General features: G+C 70.9%; 20 protein-coding genes. 14 read left to right on the top strand and 6 right to left on the bottom strand.

Annotation, left to right across the window (positions count from 1 at the left end):
• Positions 1 to 11 precede the first annotated feature (11 nt).
• The gene (locus KZC52_RS14030) at positions 12 to 1,505 is read right to left on the bottom strand and encodes a glutamate-cysteine ligase family protein (RefSeq protein ID WP_247624663.1); all 1,494 of its coding nucleotides are present in this window, start codon (positions 1,503 to 1,505) and stop codon (positions 12 to 14) included.
• A 213-nt stretch (positions 1,506 to 1,718) separates the two neighbouring features.
• On the opposite strand from KZC52_RS14030, the gene KZC52_RS14025 reads away from it, so the two are divergent.
• Genes KZC52_RS14025 through KZC52_RS14010 form a run of 4 tightly spaced genes read left to right on the top strand, consistent with a single transcriptional unit; the run spans position 1,719 to position 5,545 of the window.
• On the top strand, positions 1,719 to 2,510 hold the full coding sequence (locus KZC52_RS14025) for a tryptophan 2,3-dioxygenase (protein ID WP_247624766.1): 792 nt from the start codon (positions 1,719 to 1,721) through the stop codon (positions 2,508 to 2,510).
• Positions 2,510 to 3,469, top strand: a complete 960-nt coding sequence (locus KZC52_RS14020) for an amidohydrolase family protein (RefSeq protein WP_247624662.1) — start codon at positions 2,510 to 2,512, stop codon at positions 3,467 to 3,469. The genes KZC52_RS14025 and KZC52_RS14020 overlap by 1 nt, the downstream gene beginning before the upstream one ends.
• Before the next feature lies 1 nt (position 3,470).
• Positions 3,471 to 4,715 (top strand): kynureninase, encoded by a 1,245-nt coding sequence (locus KZC52_RS14015; RefSeq protein WP_247624661.1) that lies wholly within the window; start codon positions 3,471 to 3,473, stop codon positions 4,713 to 4,715.
• A complete protein-coding gene (locus KZC52_RS14010) occupies positions 4,712 to 5,545 on the top strand; it encodes a PaaX family transcriptional regulator (RefSeq protein WP_247624660.1) in 834 nt (277 codons plus the stop codon). Before KZC52_RS14015 ends, KZC52_RS14010 begins: the two co-directional genes overlap by 4 nt.
• A 24-nt stretch (positions 5,546 to 5,569) precedes the next feature.
• Here the strand turns inward: KZC52_RS14010 and KZC52_RS14005 are convergent, their stop codons facing one another.
• Positions 5,570 to 6,583, bottom strand: a complete 1,014-nt coding sequence (locus KZC52_RS14005; RefSeq protein ID WP_247624659.1) for a LacI family DNA-binding transcriptional regulator — start codon at positions 6,581 to 6,583, stop codon at positions 5,570 to 5,572.
• 167 nt (positions 6,584 to 6,750) lie between these two features.
• Between KZC52_RS14005 and KZC52_RS14000 the strand changes: the two genes are divergently transcribed.
• Genes KZC52_RS14000 through KZC52_RS13985 form a run of 4 tightly spaced genes read left to right on the top strand, consistent with a single transcriptional unit; the run spans position 6,751 to position 12,253 of the window.
• A complete protein-coding gene (locus KZC52_RS14000) occupies positions 6,751 to 8,046 on the top strand; it encodes an extracellular solute-binding protein (RefSeq protein WP_247624658.1) in 1,296 nt (431 codons plus the stop codon).
• Entirely contained in the window at positions 8,027 to 8,968 is a 942-nt protein-coding gene (locus KZC52_RS13995) for a carbohydrate ABC transporter permease (RefSeq protein WP_247624657.1), read from the top strand. Before KZC52_RS14000 ends, KZC52_RS13995 begins: the two co-directional genes overlap by 20 nt.
• On the top strand, positions 8,965 to 9,846 hold the full coding sequence (locus tag KZC52_RS13990) for a carbohydrate ABC transporter permease (protein WP_247624656.1): 882 nt from the start codon (positions 8,965 to 8,967) through the stop codon (positions 9,844 to 9,846). Before KZC52_RS13995 ends, KZC52_RS13990 begins: the two co-directional genes overlap by 4 nt.
• A 46-nt stretch (positions 9,847 to 9,892) precedes the next feature.
• The gene (locus tag KZC52_RS13985) at positions 9,893 to 12,253 is read left to right on the top strand and encodes a beta-xylosidase/alpha-l-arabinosidase (RefSeq protein WP_504915101.1); all 2,361 of its coding nucleotides are present in this window, start codon (positions 9,893 to 9,895) and stop codon (positions 12,251 to 12,253) included.
• A gap of 85 nt (positions 12,254 to 12,338) precedes the next feature.
• Here the strand turns inward: KZC52_RS13985 and KZC52_RS13980 are convergent, their stop codons facing one another.
• Together KZC52_RS13980 and KZC52_RS13975 are read right to left on the bottom strand one after the other, a co-directional pair.
• Complete coding sequence (locus KZC52_RS13980; protein ID WP_247624655.1) at positions 12,339 to 12,824, bottom strand: FBP domain-containing protein; 486 nt, start codon at positions 12,822 to 12,824, stop codon at positions 12,339 to 12,341.
• Positions 12,825 to 13,108: 284 nt separating this feature from the next.
• Positions 13,109 to 16,615 carry a bifunctional proline dehydrogenase/L-glutamate gamma-semialdehyde dehydrogenase gene (locus KZC52_RS13975; protein WP_247624654.1) on the bottom strand — a complete coding sequence of 1,169 codons (3,507 nt, stop codon included), beginning with the start codon at positions 16,613 to 16,615 and terminating at the stop codon, positions 13,109 to 13,111.
• 144 nt (positions 16,616 to 16,759) lie between these two features.
• Here KZC52_RS13975 and KZC52_RS13970 point away from each other — a divergent pair, with 144 nt between their 5' ends.
• From KZC52_RS13970 to KZC52_RS13960, 3 genes are all read left to right on the top strand, one after another.
• Complete coding sequence (locus KZC52_RS13970; RefSeq protein WP_247624653.1) at positions 16,760 to 17,644, top strand: LysR family transcriptional regulator; 885 nt, start codon at positions 16,760 to 16,762, stop codon at positions 17,642 to 17,644.
• 524 nt (positions 17,645 to 18,168) lie between these two features.
• Positions 18,169 to 19,833: an HNH endonuclease signature motif containing protein gene (locus tag KZC52_RS13965; protein ID WP_247624652.1), complete on the top strand. Its 1,665-nt coding sequence runs from the start codon at positions 18,169 to 18,171 to the stop codon at positions 19,831 to 19,833.
• Positions 19,834 to 19,944: 111 nt separating this feature from the next.
• Positions 19,945 to 20,151, top strand: a complete 207-nt coding sequence (locus KZC52_RS13960) for a CsbD family protein (protein ID WP_247624651.1) — start codon at positions 19,945 to 19,947, stop codon at positions 20,149 to 20,151.
• A 100-nt stretch (positions 20,152 to 20,251) separates the two neighbouring features.
• Here the strand turns inward: KZC52_RS13960 and KZC52_RS13955 are convergent, their stop codons facing one another.
• On the bottom strand, positions 20,252 to 20,416 hold the full coding sequence (locus KZC52_RS13955; protein ID WP_247624650.1) for a hypothetical protein: 165 nt from the start codon (positions 20,414 to 20,416) through the stop codon (positions 20,252 to 20,254).
• A gap of 154 nt (positions 20,417 to 20,570) precedes the next feature.
• Here KZC52_RS13955 and KZC52_RS13950 point away from each other — a divergent pair, with 154 nt between their 5' ends.
• From KZC52_RS13950 to KZC52_RS13940, 3 genes are read left to right on the top strand one after another with little or no spacing between them, the layout of a single operon-like run.
• Positions 20,571 to 20,837, top strand: coding sequence for a DUF7218 family protein (locus KZC52_RS13950; protein WP_247624649.1), 267 nt, complete (start codon positions 20,571 to 20,573; stop codon positions 20,835 to 20,837).
• Positions 20,838 to 20,846: 9 nt separating this feature from the next.
• Positions 20,847 to 21,980 carry a carboxylate-amine ligase gene (locus tag KZC52_RS13945; protein WP_247624648.1) on the top strand — a complete coding sequence of 378 codons (1,134 nt, stop codon included), beginning with the start codon at positions 20,847 to 20,849 and terminating at the stop codon, positions 21,978 to 21,980.
• A gap of 49 nt (positions 21,981 to 22,029) precedes the next feature.
• Positions 22,030 to 23,439 (top strand): MFS transporter, encoded by a 1,410-nt coding sequence (locus KZC52_RS13940; protein WP_247624647.1) that lies wholly within the window; start codon positions 22,030 to 22,032, stop codon positions 23,437 to 23,439.
• Between the two features lie 225 nt (positions 23,440 to 23,664).
• Here the strand turns inward: KZC52_RS13940 and KZC52_RS13935 are convergent, their stop codons facing one another.
• Positions 23,665 to 25,860 (bottom strand): glycoside hydrolase family 10-like protein, encoded by a 2,196-nt coding sequence (locus KZC52_RS13935; protein WP_247624646.1) that lies wholly within the window; start codon positions 25,858 to 25,860, stop codon positions 23,665 to 23,667.
• Between the last annotated feature and the right edge of the window lie 94 nt (positions 25,861 to 25,954).

The raw sequence follows: 25,954 nt of genomic DNA, 5'->3' as shown, positions 1-25,954 counted from the left end.
TAGGGGACCCCTCACTCCCAGGTGTGCACCGGCTCCCCGGCCCGGGCGAGATCGAGGTAGTCGCGGAGCATGCCGTGCAGCGCCTCCGCCCGGGTCTGCCCCGCGCGCTCCCGCGCCGCGACGCTGCCCCGCTGCCAGGTCGCCCCGTTGCGCCCGGTCACGCAGCGCTGCTCGATGATGCCGAGGTACCGATCGCGTGCCGCCGGGTCGACACCGTACGCGTCGAGCCCCTCGGCGGCCATCGGCAGCAGTCGCCGCAGCACGAGCTCGCGCGCGCCGACCCAGCCCACCTCGGGCCAGTAGAGTCGCGCCTCGATCCCGTCGCGCGCGCCCGCCCGCAGGTTCTCGGCCGCGGCATCGAAGCTCATCTGCGTCCACAGCGGACGATCCGCCTCGGCGAGGGTGCGCACGAGACCGTAGTAGAAGGCCGTGTCGGCGAGCACGTCCACGACCGTCGGCCCCGCGGGCAGCACGCGGTTCTCGACGCGCAGGTGGGCGGTGCCGTCGACCGTGTCGTAGATGGGTCGGTTCCAGCGGTACACCGTGCCGTTGTGCATGCGCAGCTCGGCGAGGGAGGGCGCGCGGCCGGCGGCGAGTTCCGCGAAGGGGTCCTCGTCGGTGACGGCCGGCAGCAGCGCCGGGAAGTACCGCGAGTTCTCCTCGAAGAGGTCGAAGATCGAGGTGACCCAGCGCTCCCCGAACCACACGCGCGGACGCACCCCCTGATTCTTCAGCTCCTGCGAGCGGGTGTCGGTGGCCTGCTCGAACATCGGGATGCGGGTCTCGTGCCACAGGGCGCGTCCCGCGAAGAACGGGGAGTTGGCGGCGAGCGCGACCTGCACCCCGGCCATGGCCTGCGCCGCGTTCCAGTGCGGCGCGAAGGAGTCCGGCTCGACCTGCAGGTGCAACTGCACCGAGGTGCAGGCGGCCTCGGGAAGGATCGTGTCGGTCACGATGTCGAGGCTCTCGCGGGGGCTGCCCGGCAGCGGTACGCCGTCAAGCTTCAGCTCGATGTCCTCCCCGCGCGCGGCGAGCACCTGCTGGCCGAGCAGGCTGTAGCGCGGATCCTCCGAGATCCAGCGCTCGGTGAAGTGGTGCTCGTCGAGGGTGGGCAGCATCCCGATCATCGCGATCGCATTGCCGGTCGCCGCCTGCACCCGGGCATCCGCCTCGTCGATGGCGTTGCGCAGCGACGTCTCGAGATCGCGCGTGCGCCCTCCGCCGATCGGGCGCGGCGCGACGTTGACCTCGATGTTGAACCGGCCGAGTTCGGTCTGGAACGCGGGGCTGGCGATCGCTTCCAGCGCCGCTTCGTTGGCCATGGCCGGATCCCCGGCGGGGTCGACGAGGTTGAGCTCGATCTCGAGGCCGAGCTGAGGCAGCGCTCCGTCGAAGCGTCCATCGGCGAGCATCTCGGCGAGCGCGTCGAGGCACTGCTCGGTCTTGGCGCGGAACTTCGTGCGGTCCTGGCGCGTGAAACTGCGCGCGTCGATGCGGTCACCCATCCCTCGACGGTAGCGGTCGTACGCGAATCACCCCGACCCCTTGACATTTCATCATTGTGACGAACGGCACATTCGTTATATGTTTGCCCCATGAGTGTCGAGAGCCCGAATCCCGAGAGCACCCCGGCCACGCAGGCCACCCCCGCCGAGAACACCACCGCCGAGAACACGCGTGCGCTCGAGGGCGGGATCGTGACCGACCTCGAAGGCAAGATGACCTACGGGTCGTACCTCGGGCTCGACCAGCTGCTCACGGCGCAGCGTCCGGTGAGCAGCCCCGAGCACCACGACGAGATGCTGTTCATCATCCAGCACCAGACCACCGAGCTGTGGCTCAAGCAGCTGCTGCACGAGCTCTCCTCGGCGCGGGAGCTCCTCGCCCGCGACGACCTGCGCGAGGCCCTCAAGCGCATCGCCCGGGTCAAGCGCATCCAGGACGTCATGACCCAGCAGTGGGCGGTGCTCGCGACCCTCACCCCCACCGAGTACGCGCAGTTCCGCGGCGCGTTGGGCAACTCGTCGGGCTTCCAGTCGGTGCAGTACCGTGCGGTCGAGTTCGCCCTCGGCAACAAGAACGAGAAGATGCTCGGTGTCTTCCGCGATCACCCCGCCAACCTCGCACTGCTCACCGCCGAGTGGGAGAAGCCGACCCTGTACGACGAGTTCCTGCGCTTCGCCGCCCGCCGTGGGCTGCCGATCCCCGCTGAGATCCTCGACCGCGACGTGCGGGAGCCCTACCGGATGACGACCGAGCTCGTGCCCGCGATCCGCGAGATCTACCAGGACCCGAGCCGGTACTGGGACCTCTACGAGGCGTGCGAAGACCTCGTCGACCTCGAGGACAACTTCCAGTTCTGGCGCTTCCGCCACCTCAAGACCGTGGCCCGCACGATCGGCATGAAGGTCGGCACCGGCGGCTCCAGCGGCGTCGGATTCCTGCAGCGCGCGCTCGATCTGACCTTCTTCCCCGAGCTCTACGCCGTGCGCACCGAGATCGGCAGCTGATGAGGGCGGCGACCTTCTTCGACGGCGAGGAATGGCGCGAGGGCGTGATCGACGTGCTCGACGGACGGATGATCGTGCGCGATGCGACCCCGGCCGATCAGCTCCCCCGCCTCGACGGCGTCGTGACGGGCGGGTTCACCGACCACCACGTGCACCTGCAGCTCGTCGACACGACGGGCCTCGCCGCCTCGACCCTCGGCCGCGTCATCGACCTCGGGGCGAACGTGACGGAGATCGCACGGCTCGGCGAGACGCTCGCCCCCGTCCGCCTCGAATACGCCGGTGCCTTCCTCACCGCCCCGGGCGGCTACCCCTCCGACCGCGCGTGGGCCCCGGCGGGTTCGGTGCGCGAGATCAACGACGCGGCGCAGGCCGCCGAGGCGGTGGACGAGATGGCGGATGCCGGTGCCCGGTGCCTCAAGATCGCCAGCAACACGACCGCGGGACCGGTGTTCGGCGATGAGCTCATCCGCACGATCGTCGACCTGGCCGCCGCCCACGGCCTCACGGTCACCGCTCACGCGGAGGGACCGGGCGAGGCGCAGCGCCTCGCGCGACTCGGTGTCGCGCGCCTCGCGCATGCTCCCTTCACCGAGGTGCTCGACGACGACGAGATCGCCGCGCAGGCGGCATCCGTCGCCTGGATCTCGACGCTCGCCGTGCACGACGACGCGAACCGCGCGGTCGCGGTCGGGAACGTGCGACGCTTCCACGCCGCCGGGGGCACGGTGCTCTACGGCACCGACATGGGCAACGGCCCGACACCCGTCGGTCTGAACCCGGGCGAGATCGCGGCGCTCCGCGACGCCGGTCTCGACGACGACGCCCTGCTGCGGGCGCTGGCACCGCTCGACCCGCGCGACCCCGGCGCGCGACCGCTCGTCATCCCCGGAGCGCCCGGCACCTCCCCCGACCCGCTCCGCGCCCGCCCCCTCCTCCCCGAAGACCTGAAGGTGTGACATGACCGACCTCCACGACTCCGCCGTTCTCGACTCCGCCCTTCTCGAGCACGCCCGCGCCCTCGACGCCGCCGATCCGCTCGCGGCGCACCTCGACGCCTTCGCCGATGCCCCGGGCGTCGACGCCTACCTCGACGGGAACTCGCTCGGCCGCCCCCTGCGCGACATCCCGGAGCGGCTCGCGGCCTTCGTGCGCGAGGACTGGGGCACGCGCCTCATCCGGTCGTGGGACGAGCAGTGGATGGCGCTGCCGATGGAGCTCGGCGACCGCATCGGCCGCGTCGCGTTGGGCGCGGCATCCGGTCAGACCGTCGTCGCCGACTCGACCAGCGTGCTCATCTACAAGCTGATGCGCGCCGCGGCCGCCGCCGACCCGACCCGCACCGAGCTCGTGATCGAGGCGGGCAACTTCCCCACCGACCGATTCCTCGCCGAGGGCGTCGCCGCCGAGACCGGCATGACGCTGCGCTGGATCGAGCCCGACCCCGTGCTCGGCGTGAGCGTCGCCGACGTCACCGCCGTCGTGTCGGAGCGCACCGCGCTCGTCTCGCTCAGCCACGTCGACTACCGCTCCGGCGCGCTGGCCGACATGCCCGCGATCACGGATGCCGTGCACGCCTCGGGCGCGCTCATGATGTGGGACCTCTGCCACTCGGCGGGCGTCGTTCCGATGCACCTCGACGCGTGGGGCGTCGACATGGCGGTCGGCTGCACCTACAAGTACCTGAACGGCGGCCCCGGATCCCCGGCATTCGCCTATCTCAACCGTGCGCACCAGGGCACGCTGCGCCAGCCGATCCAGGGGTGGTGGAGCGCCGCCGACATCTTCGCCATGGGGCCGGAGTACGTGCCCGCCGGCGACATCCGGCAGCTGCTCAGCGGCACGCCACCGGTCACCTCGATGCTGGCGATGCAGGGAATGCTCGACCTGATCGAGGAGTCCGGCATCGATGCGGTGCGCGCGAAGTCCCGCTCGCTGACCGACCTCGCGGTGCGCGCGTTCGACGAGCAGCTCGCCCCGCTCGGCGTGCGGCTGCTCAGCCCGCGCGACGCCGACCTGCGCGGCGGGCACGTCACGATCGGGCACCCCGACTTCCGGGAGGTCACGCAGAAGCTCTGGGCCGAGGGCGTCATCCCCGACTTTCGGTTCCCCGACGGCATCCGCCTGGGCCTGTCCCCGCTGAGCACCTCGCACGTCGAGACCGTGACCGGCGTGCTGGCGGTGCGCGACGCGCTGCGCGCATGACGGTGACGGCGGAGGGCGCGGGGGCGGCGGCATCCGTCGTCGACGACATCGACGCGCGCCCCGGCAGCACGGCGTCGCTGCTGCGCACGGTCGTGGGCCTGTTCCTGCGCCCGCTCGGCTGGATCTCGACGGCCGATCTCGTCTCGCTCGCCGGTGATCTCGGGATCGAAGCCGCGCAGGCCCGCACCGGCATCGCGCGCCTCAAGCAGAAGGGCCTGCTGCTGGCCGAGCGGCGCGACGCCGTCGGGTACCGCCTGAACCCGGCCGCTCTGGCGATGCTGCAGCGCGGCGATCGGCGCATCTTCGCGATGCGGCAGATGACGGATGCCGATCCCTGGTGCCTCGTGTCGTTCTCGATCCCCGAGACCGAGAGGGCGGTGCGGCATCAGCTGCGCCGGCGCCTGCACTGGATCGGCGCGGGGGTCGTGTCCTCCGCCCTGTGGATCTGCCCCGGGCACCTGCAGGACGAGGTGCGGCAGATCGTCGACGAGGTCGGGGCGCGGGCGTGGGTCACACTCTTCCCCGCCGGGATGCCGGTGACCGATCGCACGCCCGCCGAGTCGGCGGCGTCCTGGTGGGATCTCGACGCGCTCGCCGACGAGCACCGCCGGTTCCAGGAGTCGCTCACGACGCTGCCCGCCGAGCCGTTCGCCGCGTACGTCCACCTGCTCGATCGCTGGCGCACACTCCCCTACCTCGACCCGGGTCTGCCCCCGTCGATGCTGCCCGCCGACTGGCCGGGCACCCGCAGCTTCGCCGAGTTCGCCTGGCTGTCGGACACGCTCGAGGGCCCGGCCATGGCGCACGTGCGCGCGGTCACCGGGGGCTGACGGAGGGTCTCGCACGAGACGGGCTCAGCGCCCTGGCGACTCCGGCGGCGGGGCCGTCGTCCCGCGCACGACCAGTCGGGTCGGCAGGGTCACGTGGAGCTCGTCGAGCTGCTCGCCGGCGAGCAGCGAGAACACCATCTCGGCCGCGACCGAGCCGAGTCGGCGCATCGGCTGCTGGATCGTCGTCAGCGGCTGTGCGCGTCGTGACGCCTCGGGCACGTCGTCGAAACCGATCACGGAGAGGTCCTCGGGCACCCGGATGCCCATCTCGCGGGCGACGTCGATCACGGCGATCGCCGAGAGGTCGTTCGCGGCGAACACGGCCGTCGGGCGGTCCGGGCCGGCGAGCAGCACGCGCGCCGAGTCCCGGGTGGTCTGCCACTCGTAGAGGCCGGGACGGATGAGGTCGGGGTCGACGGGCAGGCCGGCATCGCGAAGCGCGCGTCGATAGCCGGCGTCGCGCAGGCCCGCGGAGCGCAGGTCGGGACGCCCGCCGAGGAAGCTGATGCGACGGTGACCGAGCTCGAGCAGATGACGCGTCGCGGTCAGTGCGCCGCCGAAGCTGTCGGACTCGACCGTCGGCAGATCGGCGCGGCCGGTATGCGGGTCGACGGCGACCACCGGGATCTCCGTGGCGGCGTTCACGATCGTCGGCGTCACCATGATCGCGGCGTCGATGAGGGTGCCGGAGAGGCGGCTCAGCGATCGGCGCTCCCACCCCTCCCCCGCTCCCTGATGCGACCCGCTGTAGGCGAGCAGGTCGAACGCTGTGTCGTGCACCGCGGCGCCGACGCCCTTGAGGATCTCGGCGCTGAAGGGCTCGAAGTCGGCGAGCAGCACCCCGATCACGCCGGTGCGCCGCGCGCGCATGCTGCTGGCCACGAGGCTCGATTCGTAGCCGAGCTCGCGCACCGCGTCGAGCACACGACGCACCGTGGCGTCGGCGATGCCGTACCGGCCGTTCACGGCCTTCGACACGGTCGAGACCGAGACTCCCGCCGCCTTCGCGACGTCGTGGATCGTGGTCCGCCCGCTCATGAGCGCCCATCGTATCCGCACAGGTCGGGCTTTCCGAAACTGTTTTCGAAAACGTTTGACGCCCGTCATCTCCGGCAAGAGACTGCTCTGCGACGCGGTCTCACCCTGCTGCCGCGAGCGTCCGCATCGGTGCGGATGCACACACTCTCGATGAGGAGAACGATCACATGAACAGCAGAAGGCACTCCCTCGCCGCCGCGGCGGCACTGACCGCCGTCGGCGCGCTCGTCCTGAGCGGATGCACCGGCGGCACCCCCGACGGCGGCGACGGCGACGGCTCGTCGATGACCCTGTGGCACAACTCGACCACCGGCCCCGGCGTCGAGTTCTGGGAGAAGACGGTCGCCGACTTCGAGGAGGCCAACCCCGGCGTCTCGATCACCGTCCAGTCGATCCAGAACGAAGATCTCGACGGCAAGCTCCAGACCGCGCTCAACTCCGGCGATGCCCCCGACATCTTCCTGCAGCGCGGAGGCGGCAAGATGGCCGCGATGGTCAAGGCCGGTCAGCTCAAGGACCTCACCGGTTCGCTGTCGGATGCCGTGACCGACGAGATCCCCGCCGCCGCGTTCTCGGCCAGCAGCCTCGACGACAAGATCTACGCGATGCCCGTCGCCGTGCTGCCCGGCGGGCTGTTCTACAGCCAGGACCTCTTCGACGAGGCCGGCATCACCGAGAACCCCACGACGCTGTCCGAGCTCGAGGACGCGACGGCCGCGCTGCGCACCGCCGGCATCGAACCCATCGCGCTCGGCGCGAAGGACGCCTGGCCCGCCGCGCACTGGTACTACTGGATGGCCCTGCGCGAGTGCAGCGCCGACACGCTGGCGAAGGCCGCCGACGAGATGAACTTCGACGACGACTGCTGGGTGCGCGCGGGCGAGGATCTCGAGGCCTTCGCCGCGACCGAGCCGTTCAACTCCGGATTCCTCACGACCACGGCCCAGCAGGGTGCGGGTAGCTCGGCCGGACTCATCGCGAACCACCAGGCCGGCATGGAGCTGATGGGTGCCTGGAACCCCGGTGTCATCGGCTCCCTGACTCCCGACCAGCAGCCGCTCGCCGACCTCGCCTGGTTCCCGTTCCCCGAGATCGAGGGTGGCGAGGGCGAGCCCGGTTCGATGATGGGCGGCGTCGACGGGTACTCGTGCTCGGTCGATGCTCCGGACGCCTGCGTCGATTTCCTGAACTACCTCGGGTCGGCCGAGGTGCAGACCGCCTACTACACCGCGTTCAACGCCCCGCCCGTGAACACGGTGGCGCAGGAGGCCGTGACCGAGCCGTACCTGCAGTCGATCCTCGAGGCTTACAACGCCGCGCCGTACGCGTCGCAGTGGCTGGACACCGTCTACGGCCAGAACGTCGGCAACGCCCTCAACGTCGCCGTCGTCGACATGCTCGCGGGTCAGGGATCACCGGAAGACATCGTCAAGGCTGTCCAGGATGCCGCTGCGAAGGCGTGAGGCGGCCGCCCGGCTGGAAGTGATCCTTCTGGCCGGGCCCGCCCTGGTCGTCTTCCTCGCCTTCGTCATCTTCCCCGTGCTGATGGCCGCCTACTACGGCTTCTTCAGCTGGCAGGGATACGGGGCTCCCACCGACTTCGTGGGTCTGAAGAACTATCTGACGATCCTGCAGGACCCGCTGTTCCACGACGCCCTGGCGCACAACGGCTTCATCCTGGTGATGTCGCTCGTGCTGCAGGGCCCGGCCGCCATCCTGCTCGCGCTGCTGCTCAACCGGCGCATGCGCGGGCAGTCGCTGATCCGGGTGCTCATCTTCATCCCCTACGTGATCTCCGAGGTCGTCGTCGGCACCGGGTGGAGCCTGATGCTCCAGACCAGCGGCGCGTTCAACGCCCTGCTCGAGAACGCGGGTCTGGGGTGGCTGGCGGCGGACTGGCTGTCGAATCCCGACATCGCGATCTGGACGCTGATGGTCATCATCACCTGGAAGTACGTGGGGTTCGCCGTGATCCTCTTCCTCGCGGGCCTCCAGGGGATTCCCGAGGAGCTGCACGAGGCGGCCGCGATCGACGGGGCCTCGTACTGGCAGATCCAGTGGCGCATCACGCTGCCGCTGCTCGCCCCGACGCTGCGCATCTGGGCCTTCCTGTCGATCATCGGCTCGCTGCAGCTGTTCGATCTCGTCTACATCATCTGGGGGCAGTACATCGCCTCGACCGCCGGCACCTCGACCATGGCCACATACATGGTCGGCGAGGGCCGCAACGCCGGCAATTTCGGCTACGGCAACGCCGTCGCCGTCGTGCTGTTCCTGATCTCGCTCGTGGTCGCCCTCATCTATCAGCGCGCCGTGCTCAAGCGCGACACCGAGGGCGCCCTCACCGGGCCCGCCTCCGCGAAGAAGAAGAGGAAGAACCGATGACCGCCACCTCGCTGCTCGTGACGCAGCGTCCCGGGCGCACCGGGCGCTCCGCCCGTCCCCGCCTGCCCTGGGCGCACCCGACCGTGTACTTCGTGGCGCTGATCGTCGTCGGCCTCATGCTCGCCCCGATCGCGTACATCGTCATCGGCGGCTTCCGTACGAACGCGCAGATCACGACCGACCCCTCCGGTCTCCCGCAGCCGTGGGTGTTCTCGAACTACCTCGACGTGATCACCGGAGGGATCTTCTGGCGTCAGGTGCTGAACTCGACGATCGTCGCGGTCGCCACCACCGCCGGGGTGGTCGCGCTGGGACTCATGGCCGCCTACGTGCTGGCCCGCTACCGGTTCGCCGGTCGCGGCGTGCTCTACGCCTTCTTCGCGGCGGGGCTCATGTTCCCGCTGACGGTCGCGATCACGCCGTTGTACATCGTGGTGCGCAACCTCGGCCTGATGAACTCCCTCGGGGGCGTGATCCTCCCGCAGATCGCCTTCGCCCTGCCCACCACGATCATCATCCTCGTGCCGTTCCTCCGGGCGATCCCCGACGAGATCCAGGAGGCCGCCTTCATCGACGGCTGCAGCCGCATCGGCTTCTTCTGGCGCATGGTGCTGCCGCTGTCTCTGCCGGGGGTCATCACCACGGGCATCCTGGCGTTCATCGGCAGCTGGAACGGCTACCTGCTGCCGCTGTTCATCCTCAACGACGCCTCGGCGTTCACCCTCCCGCTCGGCGTGCAGTCGTTCTCGTCGCAGTATTCGGTCGACACGGCCAAAGTGCTCGCGTTCACGTCGCTGTCGATGATCCCCGCGCTCATCTTCTTCAGCCTGTTCGAGCGGCGCATCGTGGGCGGGCTGACCGGTGCCGTCAAGGGCTGAACGCGCCCTCGGCGCCCCATCGCACTCCGTACGGAAAGAGATCATCGTGTCACACGACACCACTGCGCGCTCGACGCCCACCGCGTCGACGCAGACCCCGCGCCCGCCCCTCTCGCCGCGCGTCGCCGCGCTCCTCGCCGAGATGACCCTCGATGAGAAGCAGGCGCAGCTGGTCGGGTTCTGGGTCGACCAGGGAGACGAGGTCGTCGCCCCGATGGCGGGCGAGAAGAAGACCTCGACGCGCTACGAAGAGGCCACCGCTCACGGCATCGGCCACCTCACGCGCGTCTACGGCACCCGACCCGTCGACCCCGGCGAGCGCGCCGCATGGCTGTGGTCGGAGCAGGCCCGCCTGCAGCGCGAGACCCGCCTCGGCATTCCCGCGCTCGTGCACGAGGAGTGCCTGACCGGCCTCGCGGCATGGCAGGCGGCGACGTATCCGACGCCGCTCGCGTGGGGAGCGTCGTTCGACCCGGCGCTCGTGGAGCGGGTGGGCGCGGCGATCGGCTCGTCGATGCGCACGCTCGGCATCCACCAGGGGCTGGCCCCCGTGCTCGACGTCGTGCGCGATCCGCGGTGGGGGCGCGTCGACGAGTGCATCGCCGAGGACCCCCTGGTCGTCGGCGTGAACGGCACCGCCTACGTGCGCGGCATGCAGTCGCAGGGCGTGCACGCGACGCTCAAGCACTTCGTGGGGTACTCGGCGTCGCGCGCCGGGCGCAACCACGCTCCGGTGCACGCCGGTGGGCGCGAGATCGAGGACGTGCTGCTGCCGCCGTTCGAGATGGCCGTGCGCGAGGGCGGAGTGCGCAGCGTCATGAACTCGTACACCGACATCGACGGCATCCCGGTGGCGGCCAACGCGCACTACCTCGACGACATCCTGCGCGAGCGGTGGGGTTTCGACGGCGTGGTGGTGTCGGACTACTTCGCCGTCGACTTCCTGCGCTCGATGCACCGCATCGCCGCCGACTCGTCCGAGGCCGCGGCTCTGGCCCTCACCGCCGGCATCGACGTCGAGCTCCCCTCGCCCGACGCGTACACCACGCTCGCGGCGCAGGTGCGCCAGGGCACGCTCGCCGAAGAGCTGCTCGATCGAGCGGTCGGTCGTGTGCTCGCGCAGAAGGAGGAGCTCGGGCTGCTCGACGCCGACTTCACCACCGCTCCGCCGACGGCCGTCGATCTCGACTCCCCCGCGCACCGCGCTCTCGCCCGCGAGCTCGCGGAGGAGTCGGTCGTGCTGCTGAGCAACGACGGCATCCTGCCCCTGGTCGCGGACGCCACCAGGCGCATCGCCGTGATCGGCCCCAATGCCGACAGCACCGAGGCGCTGATGGGCTGTTACTCCTTCGTCAACCACGTGCTCGCCCACCACCCCTCGACGCCCGCCGGCATCGCCCTGCCGACGGTGCTGGAGGCCCTGCGCGCCGAGCTGCCGGACGCGACCGTGACGCACGCGGTCGGCTGCGCCGCCGAAGGCGACGACCGCAGCGGGATCGCGGATGCCGTCGCCACCGCGCGAGCCGCGGATCTCGCCGTGGTCGTCGTGGGCGACCGCGCGGGGCTGTTCGGCCGCGGAACGGTCGGCGAGGGCAACGACGTCGACACCCTCGATCTGCCGGGCGTGCAGCGGGAACTCGTCGAGGCGATCGTCGAGACCGGCACGCCCGTGGTGCTCGTCGCCATGACGGGTCGCCCCTACGCCCTGGACTGGGCGCTGCCGCCGCGTGCGACGCCGGGCGGAGCATCCGCGGGTCTCGGCGCCGTGAACTCCCCCGCGGCGGCCCGCGTCTCGGAGGAGGCTCCGGCCGCGCGCCGGCCGGCTGCGGTGCTGCAGACGTTCTTCCCCGGTGAGGAGGGCGCCCCCGCTCTCGCACGCCTGCTCACCGGACGTGTCGACCCGTCGGGGCGTCTGCCCGTCTCCCTGCCGCGTTCCGCCGGAGCGCAGCCGTACTCGTACCTGCACCCCGTGCTCGGCGGACGCACCGACATCACGAGCGTCGACCCCACACCCGTTCGCCCCTTCGGGTTCGGACTCGGCTACACGTCGTTCACGCACACGGCGATCGAGGCCGATGCGACGGTCGTCGCCGGCGCCTCGTTCCGCGTCGCGGTCGAGGTGAACAACGTCGGTGGGCGTGACGGCGTCGACGTCGTGCAGCTCTACGCGCACGACGAGGTCGCGAGCGTCGTGCGCCCCGTGGCTCAGCTGATCGGATTCGAGCGGATCGGGCTGGCCGCCGGTGAGAGCAGGCGCGTCACGTTCGACGTGCCCACCGAGCGCCTCGCCTTCACCGGGCGCGACGGCGTGCGCCGGGTCGAGCCCGGGCGGATCCGTCTCTGGGTCGGCGAGGCGTGCGACCACGAGGAGGCCGTGACGACCATCGAGATCGTCACGGCCCCCTGAGCGGGGGTGCCCTTCGACAGGCTCAGGGACCCAGCTCGGACAGTGGGTCGCTGAGCCTGTCGAAGCGTCCCCGCACGAGACTCCCTCAGGCGTCGAGGCCGGCGAGGAAGGCGCGCACGTGCTCGCCCAGCTTCACGATGCGCAGATCGCGGGCGAGCTCGCGGTCGAAGCCCTCGTAGGCGAGCGGGGGCAGCCGGCGCACGTTCTCGGAGCATCCGAAGTTCGCGCACACCAGGGTGCCGATCGTGTCGCCCTTGCGACCGGCCGGCCCGGCCTTGCGCGCGGTGAACAGCTGCACGTCGTTGCGGAGCGTGACGTCCTCGCACCACGAGCACTGGGCGCGGGCGATCACGCGCTGCTCGGCCTGCTGCAGCAGGGCGCCGGTGAACTCGCCGTCCACCTCGGTGATCACGTAGGCGCGACGCGGCGCCTTGGGGTCGACCCAGCCGAGATAGTCGATCCGGTCGAAATCGATGTCGGCGAAACCGGCGGGCAGGTTCAGGTCGGAGACCTCTTTGCGGGAGGCGTTGCGGAAGGAGGCGCGGATGGCGCGCTCGTCGATGGGACGCATGGGAGTGGATGCTTTCGTCTGATGCTCGCCGCGGAAGGACGAGTCGAGAGGTCGAGGTGGAGGGAACGATGAAGCACCGGAGACGGCATCCGCCTCCGGCCGATCGTCAGCCTCTGCCCGCGGCGCTGTGCGCGCCTGCGGCTCCTGCCTGCGCCACCCGGGCGCTCCTCGACAACATCACCCGGCGAGCCTACACCCGCCCCGGCGGCGTGGGCCGGGAACGCGGGGGAACGCGACGAAGGCCCGCCCCGTCGTGACGGGGCGGGCCTTCGAACGTGCGCGGGTCAGGCCGTGAGCGTGGGGATCTCGTAGCGGCGCGGGGTGCCGAAGCGGTGCGCCGAGACCGACACGGCCTGCTCGCGCAGGTACGGGAGCATCTCGATGCGACCGGCGGTGAGGACCGGCTGGCCGTAGACGGCGACGGCCGGGGAGCCGCCGGTGCGGGCCGCGGTGTCGGCCATGCTGCCTCCGACGAGACGGATGCGTCCACCGGTCTGCGCGAGGCGAGCGGCGCGGGCGGTCCAGGCGGTGCCGTTCTCGACCGCGATCGTGACGCCGGCGGCGCGCAGCCACGACGAGACCGATGCCGGCAGGTCGGCCGCCGCGCTCACCGTGAGCGCCGCTCCCGTGCGGAGTCCGGCCGCGAGGGCGCGGATCGCGTGCACGGTCGTCGCGTCCTCGATGCGCACCGTGACGGGCACGGCGTCGTAGCGCAGGGCGTTCTGCTCGGTCTCGAGGCCGGTCGCGTCGACCACGGCGCCGAACTCCGCGGCCCATGCGGCCACGTCGGTCGACAGCGCGCCGGCGAGCCAGGCCGCATCCTCGCCCGAGAGGTCGCCGGCGGCGACGAGCGCGGCCTTCGACAGGGCATCGGTGGGGGCATCCGCAGCGATCGGGGCGTCGACCCAGTCGGACAGGCCGATGAGGTAGCTCGGGCCACCCGCCTTGGTGCCGGCGCCGACGGCGGCCTTCTTCCAGCCGCCGAAGGGCTGACGCTGCACGATGGCGCCGGTGGTGCCGCGGTTGACGTAGAGGTTTCCGGCCTGCACGGTCGCGAGCCACTGGGCGACCTCGTCCTCGTCGAGCGAGTGCAGACCCGAGGTGAGGCCGTAGTCGATCGCGTTGACGAGAGCGGTGGCCTCCTCGAGCGTCTTCGCCGTCATGATGCCGAGCACCGGTCCGAAGTACTCCGTGAGGTGGAACGGGCTGCCGGCCGCGACACCCGAACGGATGCCGGGGCGCCAGTACTGCCCCTCGTCGTCGAGCTTCTGGGGCTTCATCACCCAGTTCTCCCCGGGCTCGAGCGTGGTGAGGGCGTGGAGCAGCTTGCCCTCGGCGGGTGCGATGAGCGGTCCGATGCGGCTGGAGCCGTCGCTGGGGGCGCCGACCTTGTAGGAGCCGACGGCGTCGACGAGCTGGCGGCGGAATCGCTCGCTCTCGGCGACCGTGCCCACGAGGATCACGAGCGAGGCGGCCGAGCACTTCTGGCCCGCGTGACCGAATGCCGAGTAGGCGACGTCCTTCGCGGCGAGGTCGAGGTCGGCGCTGGGGGTGACGATGATCGCGTTCTTGCCGCTGGTCTCGGCGAGCAGGGGCAGGTCGGGGCGGAAGCTGCGGAACAGCTCGGCCGTCTCGTATCCGCCGGTGAGGATGACGCGCTCGACGGCGGGGTGGCTGATCAGCTGCGTGCCGAGTTCGCGCTCCTCGAGCTGCACGTACTGCAGCACCTCGCGGGGCACGCCGGCCTCCCACAGCGCCTCGACCATGACCGCGCCGGATCGGGCGGCCTGGGCGGCGGGCTTGATCACGACCGGGGAGCCGGCCGCGAGCGCGGCGAGCGTCGATCCGGCGGGGATCGCGACGGGGAAGTTCCACGGCGGGGTGACCACGGTCAGCCCGACGGGACGGTGCTCCGCGCCCGCGATGTTCTCGGCGCGCTTCGCGCTCTCGGCGTAGTAGTGCGCGAAGTCGATGGCCTCCGACACCTCGGGGTCGCCCTGCTCGAGCACCTTGCCGGCCTCCGAGCCCATGACCTCGAGCAGATCGGCGCGACGGGCTTCGAGCACATCGCCCGCACGGTGCAGGATCTCGGCACGACCGGCGGCGCCGAGCGCACGCCAGGCTTCTCCGGCGGCGACGGCCTCGGAGATCACGGTGTCGAGGGCCGCGGCATCCGACAGCGTGTGCGTGCGCACGGTCTCGGCGCCAAGCGTCGACGACTCCATGCGCGAGCGGATGCCGTCGCCCCACGCGCGGTTCGCGGCGAGGCTCGGGTCGGTGTCGGGGGTGTTCTCGAAGCCGTCGCGCGGGGCGGCGGGCGCTGCCTGCGTGCGGTCCTGCACGCGGTTCGAGCCGGGGACCTCGGTCGGCATCGACGCGATCGAGGCCAGGAAGCGGTCGCGCTCACGGGCGAAGAGCGCGGGCTGCTCGTCGAGGTCGAACACGGCCGACATGAAGTTGTCGGTCGACGCGCCCTCTTCGAGGCGGCGGATCAGGTACGCGATCGCGACGTCGAACTCGGCCGGGTGCACGACCGGCGTGTAGAGCAGCAGCGAGCCGACGGTGCGGCGCACGACGGTGGCCTGCGCGGATGCCATGCCGAGAAGCATCTCGAACTCGATCCCGTCGGTGGCGCCGCGCCGGTTCGCGAGCAGCCAGGCGAGGGCGATGTCGAAGAGGTTGTGACCGGCGATGCCGATGCGCACGTTGCCGATGCGGTCGGGGTGCAGGGCGTAGTCGAGCACGGCCTTGTACGAGGCATCCGATGCCTCCTTGCTGTGCCAGGTGGCGAGCGGCCAGTCGTGCGACTCGGCGTCGACGCGCTCCATGGGCAGGTTCGCGCCCTTGACGACGCGCACCTTGATCGGCGCACCGCCGGAGGCCGTGCGGGCCGCCGACCACTCCTGCAGGCGGATCATCGCACCGAGGGCGTCGGGCAGGTAGGCCTGCAGCACGATGCCGGCCTCGAGCGAGCGGAACTCCTCGCGCTCGAGGATCGTCGTGAAGACCGCGATCGTGAGGTCGAGGTCCTTGAACTCCTCCATGTCGAGGTTGATGAACTTGCCGCGCTTCACGGCGATGCGGTACAGCGGGGCGAGGGCGTCGACGGCGTGCGCGACCGCGTCGTCGAAGGCCCAGGGGCTGTGCGGGGCGACGGTGGAGGAGACCTTGATCGAGACGTAGTCGACGTCGCTGCGCTCGAGCAGGCGACGGGTGCCGTCGAGGCGGCGCGCGGCCTCCTCCTCGCCGAGGATCGCCTCGCCGAGCAGGTTGACGTTGAGGTGCACGCCGTCGGTCGACTTGATGCGCGTGATGGCCTTGCCGAGCTTCGCGTCGGTGGCGTCGACGATGAGGTGGCGCACCATGCCGCGCAGCACCCGGCGGCTGATCGGCACGACGATGCCGGGGAACGCGGGGGCGAGCGCGCCGCCGAGCTTGATGAGCCCGCGCAGCGCGCCGGGCAGGAACGCCGGGGTGAGCGGCACGAGGTCGCGGAGGTTGGCGGCTGCGACCCTGAGGTCTTCGGGGCGCACGACGCCGTCGACGAAGCCGACCGTGAAGTCGAGGCCGTTCGGGTCGCTCAGAACCCCGGCGAGGCGCTTGGCGGCGGTGTCGGCCGGCACCTCGCGGCTCTCGACGAGCCAGCGCTGGACGAGTGCGACCGCGTCATCGGCGAGGGCGGCGAGCTCTGCGCTGCCGGTCGGGGCGGTCTCGGCCGGGGCCGTCTTGGCCGGAGCCGTCTCGGGAGTGGCCGTCTCGGGAGTGGCCGTCTCGGGAGTGGTCTGCGTCATCGGGGGTCCTCTTCGTCTGAGCTCGTACGCCGAGCACGCGCGCGGGTGGGTGCGACTCTCAGTGTGGGGCGCGGCATCCGTTATGAAAAGCGATCGTTTACGATGGGTACTATTCGATGTCTTCGATGCTTTCGGGAGGTCTCCGTGTTCGAGCTGCGCCGCCTGCGCCTGCTGCACGAGTTGCACCTGCGCGGCACGATCGCCGATGTCGCCGCGGCTCTGTCGTTCAGCCCCTCAACGGTCTCTCAGCAGCTCGCGCAGCTCGAGCGCGAGGCCGGGGTCGCTCTGCTCGAACCCGACGGCCGGCGGGTGCGCCTCACCGCGCGTGGCCGCCTGCTCGCCGCGCACGCCGCGCGCGCGCTCGAACTCGACGAGGCCGCCCGCGCCGAACTGTCGGAGGAGGCGCCGGCGCAGGTGCGCATCGCCGTCATGCCCACGGCCGCGGAGGCTCTCGTGCCCCCGGCGCTCTCGCTGCTGGCCGAACGGATGCCGGGGCTCCGCCTCGAGATGGTGGAGCTGCCGCCCGAGATCGCGCTCTTCGAGTTGCAGGCCCGGGCGTTCGACCTGGTCGTCGCCGAGCAGTACCCCGGCCACACGCGGGAGATCGCCGAGGGGATCGACCGTACCTTGCTCGGCGTCGATCCGATCCGACTGGCCGTGCCCCGCGGGGATGCCGCGCACGGGCTGGAGGACCTGCGCGATCGGGCGTGGGTGCTCGAGCCTCAGGGCGCCGCGGTGCGGCGATGGGCCGTGCAGCAGTGCCGGGCCGCGGGGTTCGAGCCCGACGTGCGCTTCGAGGCCACCGATCTCGTGTCGCACGCCCGGCTCGTCGCCGCCGGTCATGCCGTCGCGATGCTGCCCGATCTCGTGTGGACCGGAGGGCGGACGACCGTGAGCCTGCGGGAGCTGCCCGGGTCGCCCGTGCGCGAGATCTTCGCCGCCACCCGCGCGTCGTCGCGCGACGATGCGGCGATCACGGCGGTGCGCGACGCGCTGGCCGATGCGCTGGCCGCCCACGAACCGCGCTGACGGCGGGGGCTGACGGCGGGGGCTGCGCCCGGTTGCTGGGCCCGGTTGCTGGGCGGGCGCGGCGGGGGCGGGCGTTGGCGGGCGGTGGGCTGGCGGGCACTGGGCTGGCGGGCACTCGGCTGGCGGGCGGGCTTGGCTCCCACGACGCGAGCGAGCAGCGAGATGGAGCGCCGTGCTCGACGCCGGGCCCGTGCACTTTTCGAGGCGACCCGTGCCGTTCACGCTCCGGTTCCTGAGCGAGCGCAGCGAGATGAAGGACCCCGGCTCATCACCCGGTTCCTGAGCGAGCGCAGCGAGACGAAGGGCCGCGTCCTTGTCGCTACTGGGTCCCTGAGCTCGTCGAAGGGCCCTGCCCCGCCCCTGTCGCCGCTGGGTCCCTGAGCTTGTCGAAGGGCCCCACCCCGCATGCACTCGTTCTGCACCGCTGCCGTGTTGTTCCGAGTTCTCCACCGATCGCGTCGATACTGGCTGTGGCCTGGTGTTTTCGTATCGGAATGTCGGTGGCTACTGGTGGACTGGGGCGTATGAACAGCACCGCCGAGTTTCTGGATCGGGTCGCCGCCGACCTGGCCGCGGTGCTGCGCGCAGACGCGCTGGCGGGGTTGTCGGATGCCGAGAAGATGCAGGTGCTCCGCGCCGCGGGTGAGCTCGCCCGTCTCGTCGACGCCGTCGTGGTGGAGACGGTCGGATCGGTCGATCAACGCCCGGCGGGATCGGGAGAATTGGCGTTCTGCGGAAGGTTCGGATGCCGGACGATGAACGAACTCGTCCAACGCGTACTCCGCACCGACGCGGCCGGGGCGGCACGGGTCGTGAAAGCCGGGAAGATCGTCCGACGGGACCTGGACTTCTCCTCCGGTGCGCTGCTTCCCGCCCGGTGGCCCGCTATGCGGGAAGCGCTGCTGGATGGGGCGGTCGGGGTCGCGGGGCTGCTCGCCGCGACCGGCCCCGTGGAGCAGGCGGGGCCGCGGATCGGTGCGGCGGACCGGTTGAGGGCGGATGTCGAGCTGGCGGAGTACGCGCGGGGGCTCGTTGCCGTCGAGGGCGACGGTGGCGGGAGTATGAAAGGCGACGGTGAGGTAGATGCCGGAGAGGGCGCAGACTCCGGCGGCGACCCGGGAACGGAGCACCGTGGGGACTCCGCGCCGCCGGCGACTCCCGAGGACCTCCGGTTGTTGTCGCGGGTGATCGTGACCTACCTCGACCCCGACGGTGCGGAACCCGCGGAAGAGCGGGCAATGCGCGCCCGGGGGATCGTGCTCGGGCGGGTGAAGGACGGGGTGATCCCGATCCGCGGGTCACTCCTCCCGGAAACAGCGGGGCAATTGCAACGCATCTGGGATGCGTACCTGAACCCGAAAGTCGACGGGCCACCCGTCCCCGCGACCCCGCTCCCGGATGCGGGCAGGGCCAGTGGGGTGCGGTTCGTCCCCTCCACCGACGGCACTGCGCTGAATGGAATGAACGACTTCCTCGATGGTGATGTGCTCCCGTCGGGTGATCGCGGTGGGATGGTCGATGGCCGGTCCCGCGCGCAGAAGCAACACGATGCCCTCGCCGCCGTCCTCGGGATCGCCGCCCGCCACAGCGACATGCCCTCCCTCGGCGGTGCCGCCCCGACCCTCGTCGTCTCCGTGACCGCGGAGGACTACGCGACCGGCCGCGGGTGGGCGCACGTCGACGGCACCGACACCCCGGTCTCCCTCGCCACCGCCCGACACACAGCGTGCGGTGGCAGCATCCAACGCGTCACCTCCGACCCCACCGGGCGCATCATCGGCATCGACACCACCGACCGGGTATTCACCGCCCACCAACGCCGCGCGATCACCCTCCGCGACCGCGAATGCCTCATCCCCGGCTGCCACGTCCCCGCCGCCTGGTGTGAAATCCACCACGTCACCGAACACTCCCGCGGCGGACCCACCACCACCGACAACGGCGTCACCCTCTGTTGGCACGACCACCGCACCCTCGACACCTCCGGCTGGGAGATACGCATGCACAACGGCACACCCCACGTCCGCGGACCCGCCTGGTGGGACCCCCACCAAAAATGGCGAACACGCCGACCCGCACCCCGGACCGCACCGCGGACTGTGACTGCCACCGCCACCACCGCGACCGCCACCACCACGGCCACCGCCACCGCTGCGAGACAGCGAACCCGGCCACCGATGCGCGCATGAACGAGCGCGCGACCTGTCACGCGCCCGACCGGTTGTCAATCCCGTGGTCGCCTCGCGCGGGCGGTGCGAGGGTGGCCATTCCAACGATCCCCACAAGGAGAGGAAGACGCCATGAGCGCGGGAGACGACATCAAGAACAACGCCGAGAAGCTGGCCGGAAAGGCCAAGGAGGGCGCGGGCAAGCTCACCGACAACGAGCGCCTCGAAGCCGAAGGTCGCGCAGACCAGACGAAGGCCTCTGCCAAGCAGGCGGGCGAGAACGTCAAGGACGCCGCGCAGAAGGCCGGCGAGAACGTCAAGGACGCGTTCGACCGCTGAGACCGAAGAACCCCGCTCCTCGGAGCGGGGTTCCGGCCCTCCGGCACGACGTCCGGACACAGAGGAGGCCCGCCACTCGGGCGGGCCTCCTCTTTCTGGTCTAGCTGCGGCGACTGCCGGTGATCGATCGGATGAGCCATGCGATCACGGCGATAGCGAGGAGCACGAGGCCCACCCACAGGAGGAACTGCAGAGACTGCACGAGTCCTCCGGTGATCGCGAGAATCACGGCGATGACGATGACGATGATGAGGAGGATGTTCATCGTTCTTCCCTTCTGTTCGAGGCGGGCGCCCCGAATTGCTGTAACCCTCACGCTAGGGGTCGACGCCCGCCGGGGCCGAGGGGGTTGACGCGGACACCCCCGGAATGCCAAGGGAATCCGAAATGCCAAGGGAAACAGAAAAGAGGACGGCATCATGCCCGGACGACGCAACAGTTCACTGAAGGATCCGGAACTCTACGAGGAGCTCCGCGACGACGGTGCCTCGAAGGAGAAGGCCGCCCGCATCTCGAACGCGGCCGCCCGCGACGGCCGCAAAGCCGTCGGCAGACGCGGCGGGGAGAGCGGCGACTACGAGGACTGGACGGTGTCCGAACTGCGCGCCCGGGCGAAGGAGCTCGGAATCACCGGCTACAGCGGCAAGCGCAAGGCCGAGCTCATCTCGATGCTGCGGAACCACTAGGCGGCCTCGGTGACGCGCTTCGGCATCGAGGAGGAGTTCCTGCTGGTCGACCGGAGCACGCTCGTGCCGCTGGCCATGGCCGACGGCACCCGGGAACGTCTCGCACCCGAGGGCGACGGGCGGATCCTGCCCGAGTTCCTCACCTCGCAGTTCGAGTGCGTCACCGATCCCCTCTCGTCGATGGCGGATGCTGCGGCGCAACTGCGGAACCTGCGCGCTGCACTCGCGGCGCACGCCGCCCCGCTGGACGCCGTGATCGCCGCATCCGGCACGCCGTTCAACACCACGGGACGCGCGACGATCTCCGCGTCGCCGCACTACGACCGCGTCTCGGCGCAGCTCGGCGCGATCTCGCGCGGCCACGAGGTGAACGGGCTGCACGTGCACGTCGAGGTCGCGGATGCCGAGGAGCGCGTGCGGGCGCTCAACCGGGTGCGCGGCTGGTTGCCGGTGCTGCTCGCCCTCACCGGCAACAGCCCCTTCGCCGAGGGGGCGGCGACCGGTTTCGCGAGCTGGCGCAGCATCCTGATCCGTCGCCTGCCCGCGACGTGGACGCCGCCCTGGTTCCACGACCTCACCGACTACGAGGGTCAGGTGGATCGGCTGATCGCGCTCTCCGCGATCCCCGAACGGTCGTCACTGTCGTGGGCGGCACGGCTCTCGGACCGCTTCCCCACGGTCGAGTCGCGCGTGTGCGACGCGCAGCTCTCGATCGACGACACGCTCTTCGCGGCCGCTCTCACCCGCGCGATCGTGGTGGCCCACGACGGCCCGGCGTCGGCGGCCCCGGTCGAGCAGCTCGACGCCGGGCTCTGGGTGGCCGCGCGGCACGGCATGGCGGCGACGATCACCGATCCCACGACGGGCGAGACGACGGATGCCTGGGCCGCGACGCACCGCCTGCTCGACGTCGTACGGCACGCGCTCGAGCAGCTCGGCGACGCGGAGTTCGTCAACGCCCACATCGGCCGCCTCCGGAGGGAGGGAACGGGCTCCGAGCGCCAGCTCCGCGCCCACGCGCACGACGGCCTGCGAGGCCTCCGACGGCTGCACCTCGCGGGGAGCGACACCGAAGAGTTCGCCGGAGACTTCCCCACGGAGTCCGCCACGGAGTCCGCCGCAGGATCCACCGAAGAGGAGTGAGTTCCCGGCATCCGCCCTCCACGTCCGTGGCCGGGAGTAGCCTTCGCCTGTGGCATCCTTCTCCGGCGTCCAGCGCCTGGTCATCTCGATCGCGGTCCTCGCGTCTTTCGTGACGTTCCTCGACGGCACCGTCGTGAACGTCGCGCTGCCCGCGATCAGCCGCGAGCTGGGCGGCGGCATCACGACCCAGCAGTGGGTGGTCGATGCGTACCTCATCACGTTGAGCGCGCTGATCCTGCTGGCGGGGTCGGTCTCCGACGCCTACGGCCGCGTGCTGGTGATGCGCGTGGGGCTCATCGCTTTCGGAATCGCCTCGATCGCGGTCGCCGCGGCCCCTGACCCGCTGGTGCTCATCATCGCCCGCGCGGCGCAGGGCGCGGCGGGCGCACTGCTGGTTCCGAGCTCGCTCGCCCTGATCACCGCGACCATGCGCTCCGATGTGCAGGCGCGCGCGATCGGGGTGTGGACGGCGTTCACGACAGCCGCTCAGCTGGTCGGCCCGCTCATGGGCGGACTCTTCGTCGACTACCTGTCGTGGCGCTTCGTGTTCCTCATCAACGTGCTGCCGATCGCCCTGAACCTGATCCTGCTGTCGCGGCTGAAGCTGGCCGAGAAGCCGAGCGGTCGCCGCGTCGACTGGGTCAGCGGGGCGCTGTGCGCGATCGGCCTCGGCGCCGTGGTGTTCGCGCTCATCGAGCAGCCCAACTACGGCTGGGGCTCCCCCGCCATCTGGATCCCGGGCATCGTGGGGGCCGCCCTGTTCGCGTGGTTCCTGCTGCGGCAGCGGGGCTCGGCCTCACCGCTCATGCCGCTGTGGCTCTTCCGCGTGCGCGACTTCGGCTGGGGCAACCTCGCCACCTTCTTCGTCTACGCCGCGCTCTCGCTCAACGGATTCGTCGTGGGCGTCTACCTGCAGCAGGGCGCGGGGCTCAGCGCCACCGCCGCCGGTCTCGCGAGCCTGCCCATGACGATCCTGATGATCCTCATCAGCTCGCGGGCGGGCGCCTGGGCCGGGCGATTCGGTCCGCGCATCTTCATGACGGTCGGCCCCGCGATCATGGCCGTCGGCGCCCTCATGCTGCTGCTCGTCGCCGAGGACTTCGACTACTGGTGGCAGGTGCTGCCGGCCATGATCGTGACGGGTCTCGGCCTCGCACTCACGGTCGCCCCGCTGACCGCCGCGATCCTCGGCGCGATCGATCAGGAGCACTCCGGCATCGCCTCGGCCGTCAACAACGCCGTCTCGCGCGTCGCCGGCCTCCTCGTCGTCGCGATGCTGTCGACGATCGTCGGCGGCATGCTCGACCTCGACGGGTTCCACAGCGCGGCCTGGGTCACCGCCGCGCTCCTCGTGCTCGGCGCGATCGTGTCGTGGATCGGCATCCGCCGCAATCCCGCCGAGGTCGAAGACGCCGTGACCCCGACATCCGCCCCGTCCCCGGCAGCACCCGCGGCCTGAATAAGGCCCGGCCCGCCTGGACCACGCTCTGCTGCCTGAATCAGGCTTGCCCGCCTGCGCAGGATCTCGGAGATCTGCACCCATCTCGCACGAACGCGGCCGATTCCCTGCGGGATTGCGCGAATCTCCGAGACGACGCCACCGCCTCTTCCGCACGTCGGGATCGACAGGTCGGCCCGGAGAACCGGGGCGGCGACCCGTCGATCCCGCGAGCGGGGGCGACGCTCAGGCGCGGCGACGGCGGCGCAGTGCAGCTGCGCCCGTCGTCGCGGCACCGGCGGCGAGCAACCCGCCGGCCAGGAAGAGGGCGGCGGCCGGCACGTCCCCGCCGGTCGTCGCCAGATCGTCCTGGGCGCCTGCATCGGATGCCCCGCCCGACCCCGTTCCGGAGCCGGAGCCCGAGCCGTTTCCGGGGGTGCCCGGATCCACAGGGTCGACAGGATCCACCGGGTCCACCGGGTCCACCGGATCCACCGGATCGACCGGGTCCACGGCATCCACGACCGCGACCGGCGCGCTCTCGACGGCCGCCGCGTCCAGTGCGGTCACCACCCAGCTCTCGCCCGCCGCGCGAGCCGCGGCATCCGCATCGCCAGCACCCGCACCACCGGCATCCGCACCGGCATCCGCATCACCGGCACCCGTGGGCAGCGGATACGCGAACTCCGCCGCACCCCCGGCCCACACGGTGTCGACCAGCGTCCCCGGAGCGGCCACGATCTCCTCGGCCGTCCCCGTGCCGCGGTAGATCGCGTACTGCCGGGCCTCCGCCGCATCACCGGCCGCCCAGACGAGGGCGCCATCGTCGACCGCCACATCCGAGGGCGACGCGACCGAACCGTCGGACAGCCACGGCTTCGCCGGCACGATCGTCGGGTGCGCGAACGCCTCGCCCTTCAACAGCTCGATCGCGGTGTTCTTCGCCTGGTTCCGGGGCTGCTGGTCGGCGGGCAACGCGGCGATGTCACTCGGCTTCATGTCGTTGTAGCTGAACAGCACGCTGCCGTCGATGCCCTCGAGCTTCTGGTTGAAGCGGATCTGGTTCGGAACCTCTTCGGGGTTCATCCACGCGGCCTCCCAGCCGCCGTTGTTGACGTGCTTGTAGAGCGCGTGCCCGACGTAGATCTGGGTGCGGCTCTCGGCCGCGACATCGCTCCACCACTGCGCGAGCTCCCCGTAAGGGGCTGCCGCCTGGTCGAAGCTCCAGTAGATCTGCGGGGTGAGGTAGTCGATGAGCTCGTCCTGCACCCAGCCGCGGGTGTCGGCGAAGACGGCGTTGCTGTAGGTCTGCGACGACCCGACCGGAGTGTTCGACCCGGCGGGGTCGAGGGCCTTGTGCTCCCAGATGCCGAAGGGGCTGATGCCCAGCTGCACGGCGGTGCCGGCATCCGCGTTGTGCCCGTCGATCGCGCCAGCCACCTGCGTGACGAGACCGGTGATGTTGTCGCGACGCCAGGCCTCGATCCCGTCCTGCGTGTCGGGGTAGCCGGCCGTGAGCCCGAATTCCTCGAAGGTCGCGCGATCCTCGCCCTGGGCGCCGAAGAAGACGTTCACGCCGTCGACGGTGATCCGGTACGGGTAGAAGTAGTCATCGAAGTGGATCGCGTCGACGTCGTAGTTCTCGACGATCTCGGCGACGGATGCCGCGACGTACGCGGGCACCTCGGGCTGCCCCGGGTCGAGGAAGAGCTTCTCCTCGAAGGACAGCACCCAGTCGGGATGCTGCACCGCGAAGTTGTCGTCGGCGAGGATGCCGGCGCCGTTGAGCGCGGCGATGTACTCCGGGATCGTGAGGGCCTTCACCTCGTCGGCGGTGAGGCCGAGGGCCGTGAGGATCGCGGGCGCGGTCATCTTGGTGTTGGTGACCCGGTAGGGGTTGAGCCACGCGTGGAACTCCATGCCGCGGGCGTGGGTCGCGTCGACCATCTTCTGCAACGGGTCGTAGCCGGGGTCGGTGCCCTGCGGGCCGCCGAGGAACTCCGACCACGGGTTGAGCTCCGAGGGGTAGTACGCGTCGAGCAGCGGACGCACCTGGAAGATCACGGCATTCATGTTCCACGACGCGAAGTCGTCGAGCACGGTGGCGTACTTCGCGTCGAAGTCGGCGGCATCCGCGGGCTTGCCGAAGTTGAGGTTGCCGATCGTGCCCACCCAGGCGCTCGAGAAGCGTCGATTCTCGGGCTGGAGCGCGCTGGGGATGGCGACCTGTTCCCCGGAGCCCGGGAAGGTCTCGACCGGATCCGTGCCGTAGCCGTAGGCGCCCGAGGCGTCCTTCACGAACTTGTACAGAGGCTCCTCGTCGGGGGCGGCGGCGACGGCCGCGGCCGGGAGGGCGAGCATCAGCAGGGCGGCGGTCGCGGCGGCGGTGGATCTTCTCAACATCGAGTCCTCGTTCACTTCGGCGTTCACGGTGATAACCATTTCCACTCTCAGCATTGTTAGTGGAACTTACTAACAGCGTGCCACAGCATCCGCCCGATCACCACCCCCGCTCACGCAGACGGGGCCCGCAGCC

The sequence above is a fragment of the Microbacterium galbinum genome, assembly GCF_023091225.1.
Lineage (GTDB): Bacteria > Actinomycetota > Actinomycetes > Actinomycetales > Microbacteriaceae > Microbacterium > Microbacterium galbinum.
Note: the sequence above shows the minus strand (reverse complement) of the source record. Positions and strands in the feature narration are given on the sequence as shown.

What these genes read in the sequence shown, in the direction of transcription:
- KZC52_RS13960 (WP_247624651.1), top strand. Translation starts at nt 19,945, where the DNA reads ATGAGCGCGGGAGACGACATCAAGAACAACGCCGAGAAGCTGGCCGGA.
- KZC52_RS14005 (WP_247624659.1), bottom strand. Translation starts at nt 6,583, where the DNA reads ATGAGCGGGCGGACCACGATCCACGACGTCGCGAAGGCGGCGGGAGTC.
- KZC52_RS14025 (WP_247624766.1), top strand. Translation starts at nt 1,719, where the DNA reads ATGACCTACGGGTCGTACCTCGGGCTCGACCAGCTGCTCACGGCGCAG.
- KZC52_RS13990 (WP_247624656.1), top strand. Translation starts at nt 8,965, where the DNA reads ATGACCGCCACCTCGCTGCTCGTGACGCAGCGTCCCGGGCGCACCGGG.
- KZC52_RS14015 (WP_247624661.1), top strand. Translation starts at nt 3,471, where the DNA reads ATGACCGACCTCCACGACTCCGCCGTTCTCGACTCCGCCCTTCTCGAG.
- KZC52_RS14000 (WP_247624658.1), top strand. Translation starts at nt 6,751, where the DNA reads ATGAACAGCAGAAGGCACTCCCTCGCCGCCGCGGCGGCACTGACCGCC.
- KZC52_RS13935 (WP_247624646.1), bottom strand. Translation starts at nt 25,860, where the DNA reads ATGGTTATCACCGTGAACGCCGAAGTGAACGAGGACTCGATGTTGAGA.
- KZC52_RS13955 (WP_247624650.1), bottom strand. Translation starts at nt 20,416, where the DNA reads ATGAACATCCTCCTCATCATCGTCATCGTCATCGCCGTGATTCTCGCG.
- KZC52_RS14010 (WP_247624660.1), top strand. Translation starts at nt 4,712, where the DNA reads ATGACGGTGACGGCGGAGGGCGCGGGGGCGGCGGCATCCGTCGTCGAC.
- KZC52_RS13975 (WP_247624654.1), bottom strand. Translation starts at nt 16,615, where the DNA reads ATGACGCAGACCACTCCCGAGACGGCCACTCCCGAGACGGCCACTCCC.
- KZC52_RS13950 (WP_247624649.1), top strand. Translation starts at nt 20,571, where the DNA reads ATGCCCGGACGACGCAACAGTTCACTGAAGGATCCGGAACTCTACGAG.
- KZC52_RS13980 (WP_247624655.1), bottom strand. Translation starts at nt 12,824, where the DNA reads ATGCGTCCCATCGACGAGCGCGCCATCCGCGCCTCCTTCCGCAACGCC.
- KZC52_RS13995 (WP_247624657.1), top strand. Translation starts at nt 8,027, where the DNA reads ATGCCGCTGCGAAGGCGTGAGGCGGCCGCCCGGCTGGAAGTGATCCTT.
- KZC52_RS13965 (WP_247624652.1), top strand. Translation starts at nt 18,169, where the DNA reads ATGAACAGCACCGCCGAGTTTCTGGATCGGGTCGCCGCCGACCTGGCC.
- KZC52_RS14020 (WP_247624662.1), top strand. Translation starts at nt 2,510, where the DNA reads ATGAGGGCGGCGACCTTCTTCGACGGCGAGGAATGGCGCGAGGGCGTG.
- KZC52_RS14030 (WP_247624663.1), bottom strand. Translation starts at nt 1,505, where the DNA reads ATGGGTGACCGCATCGACGCGCGCAGTTTCACGCGCCAGGACCGCACG.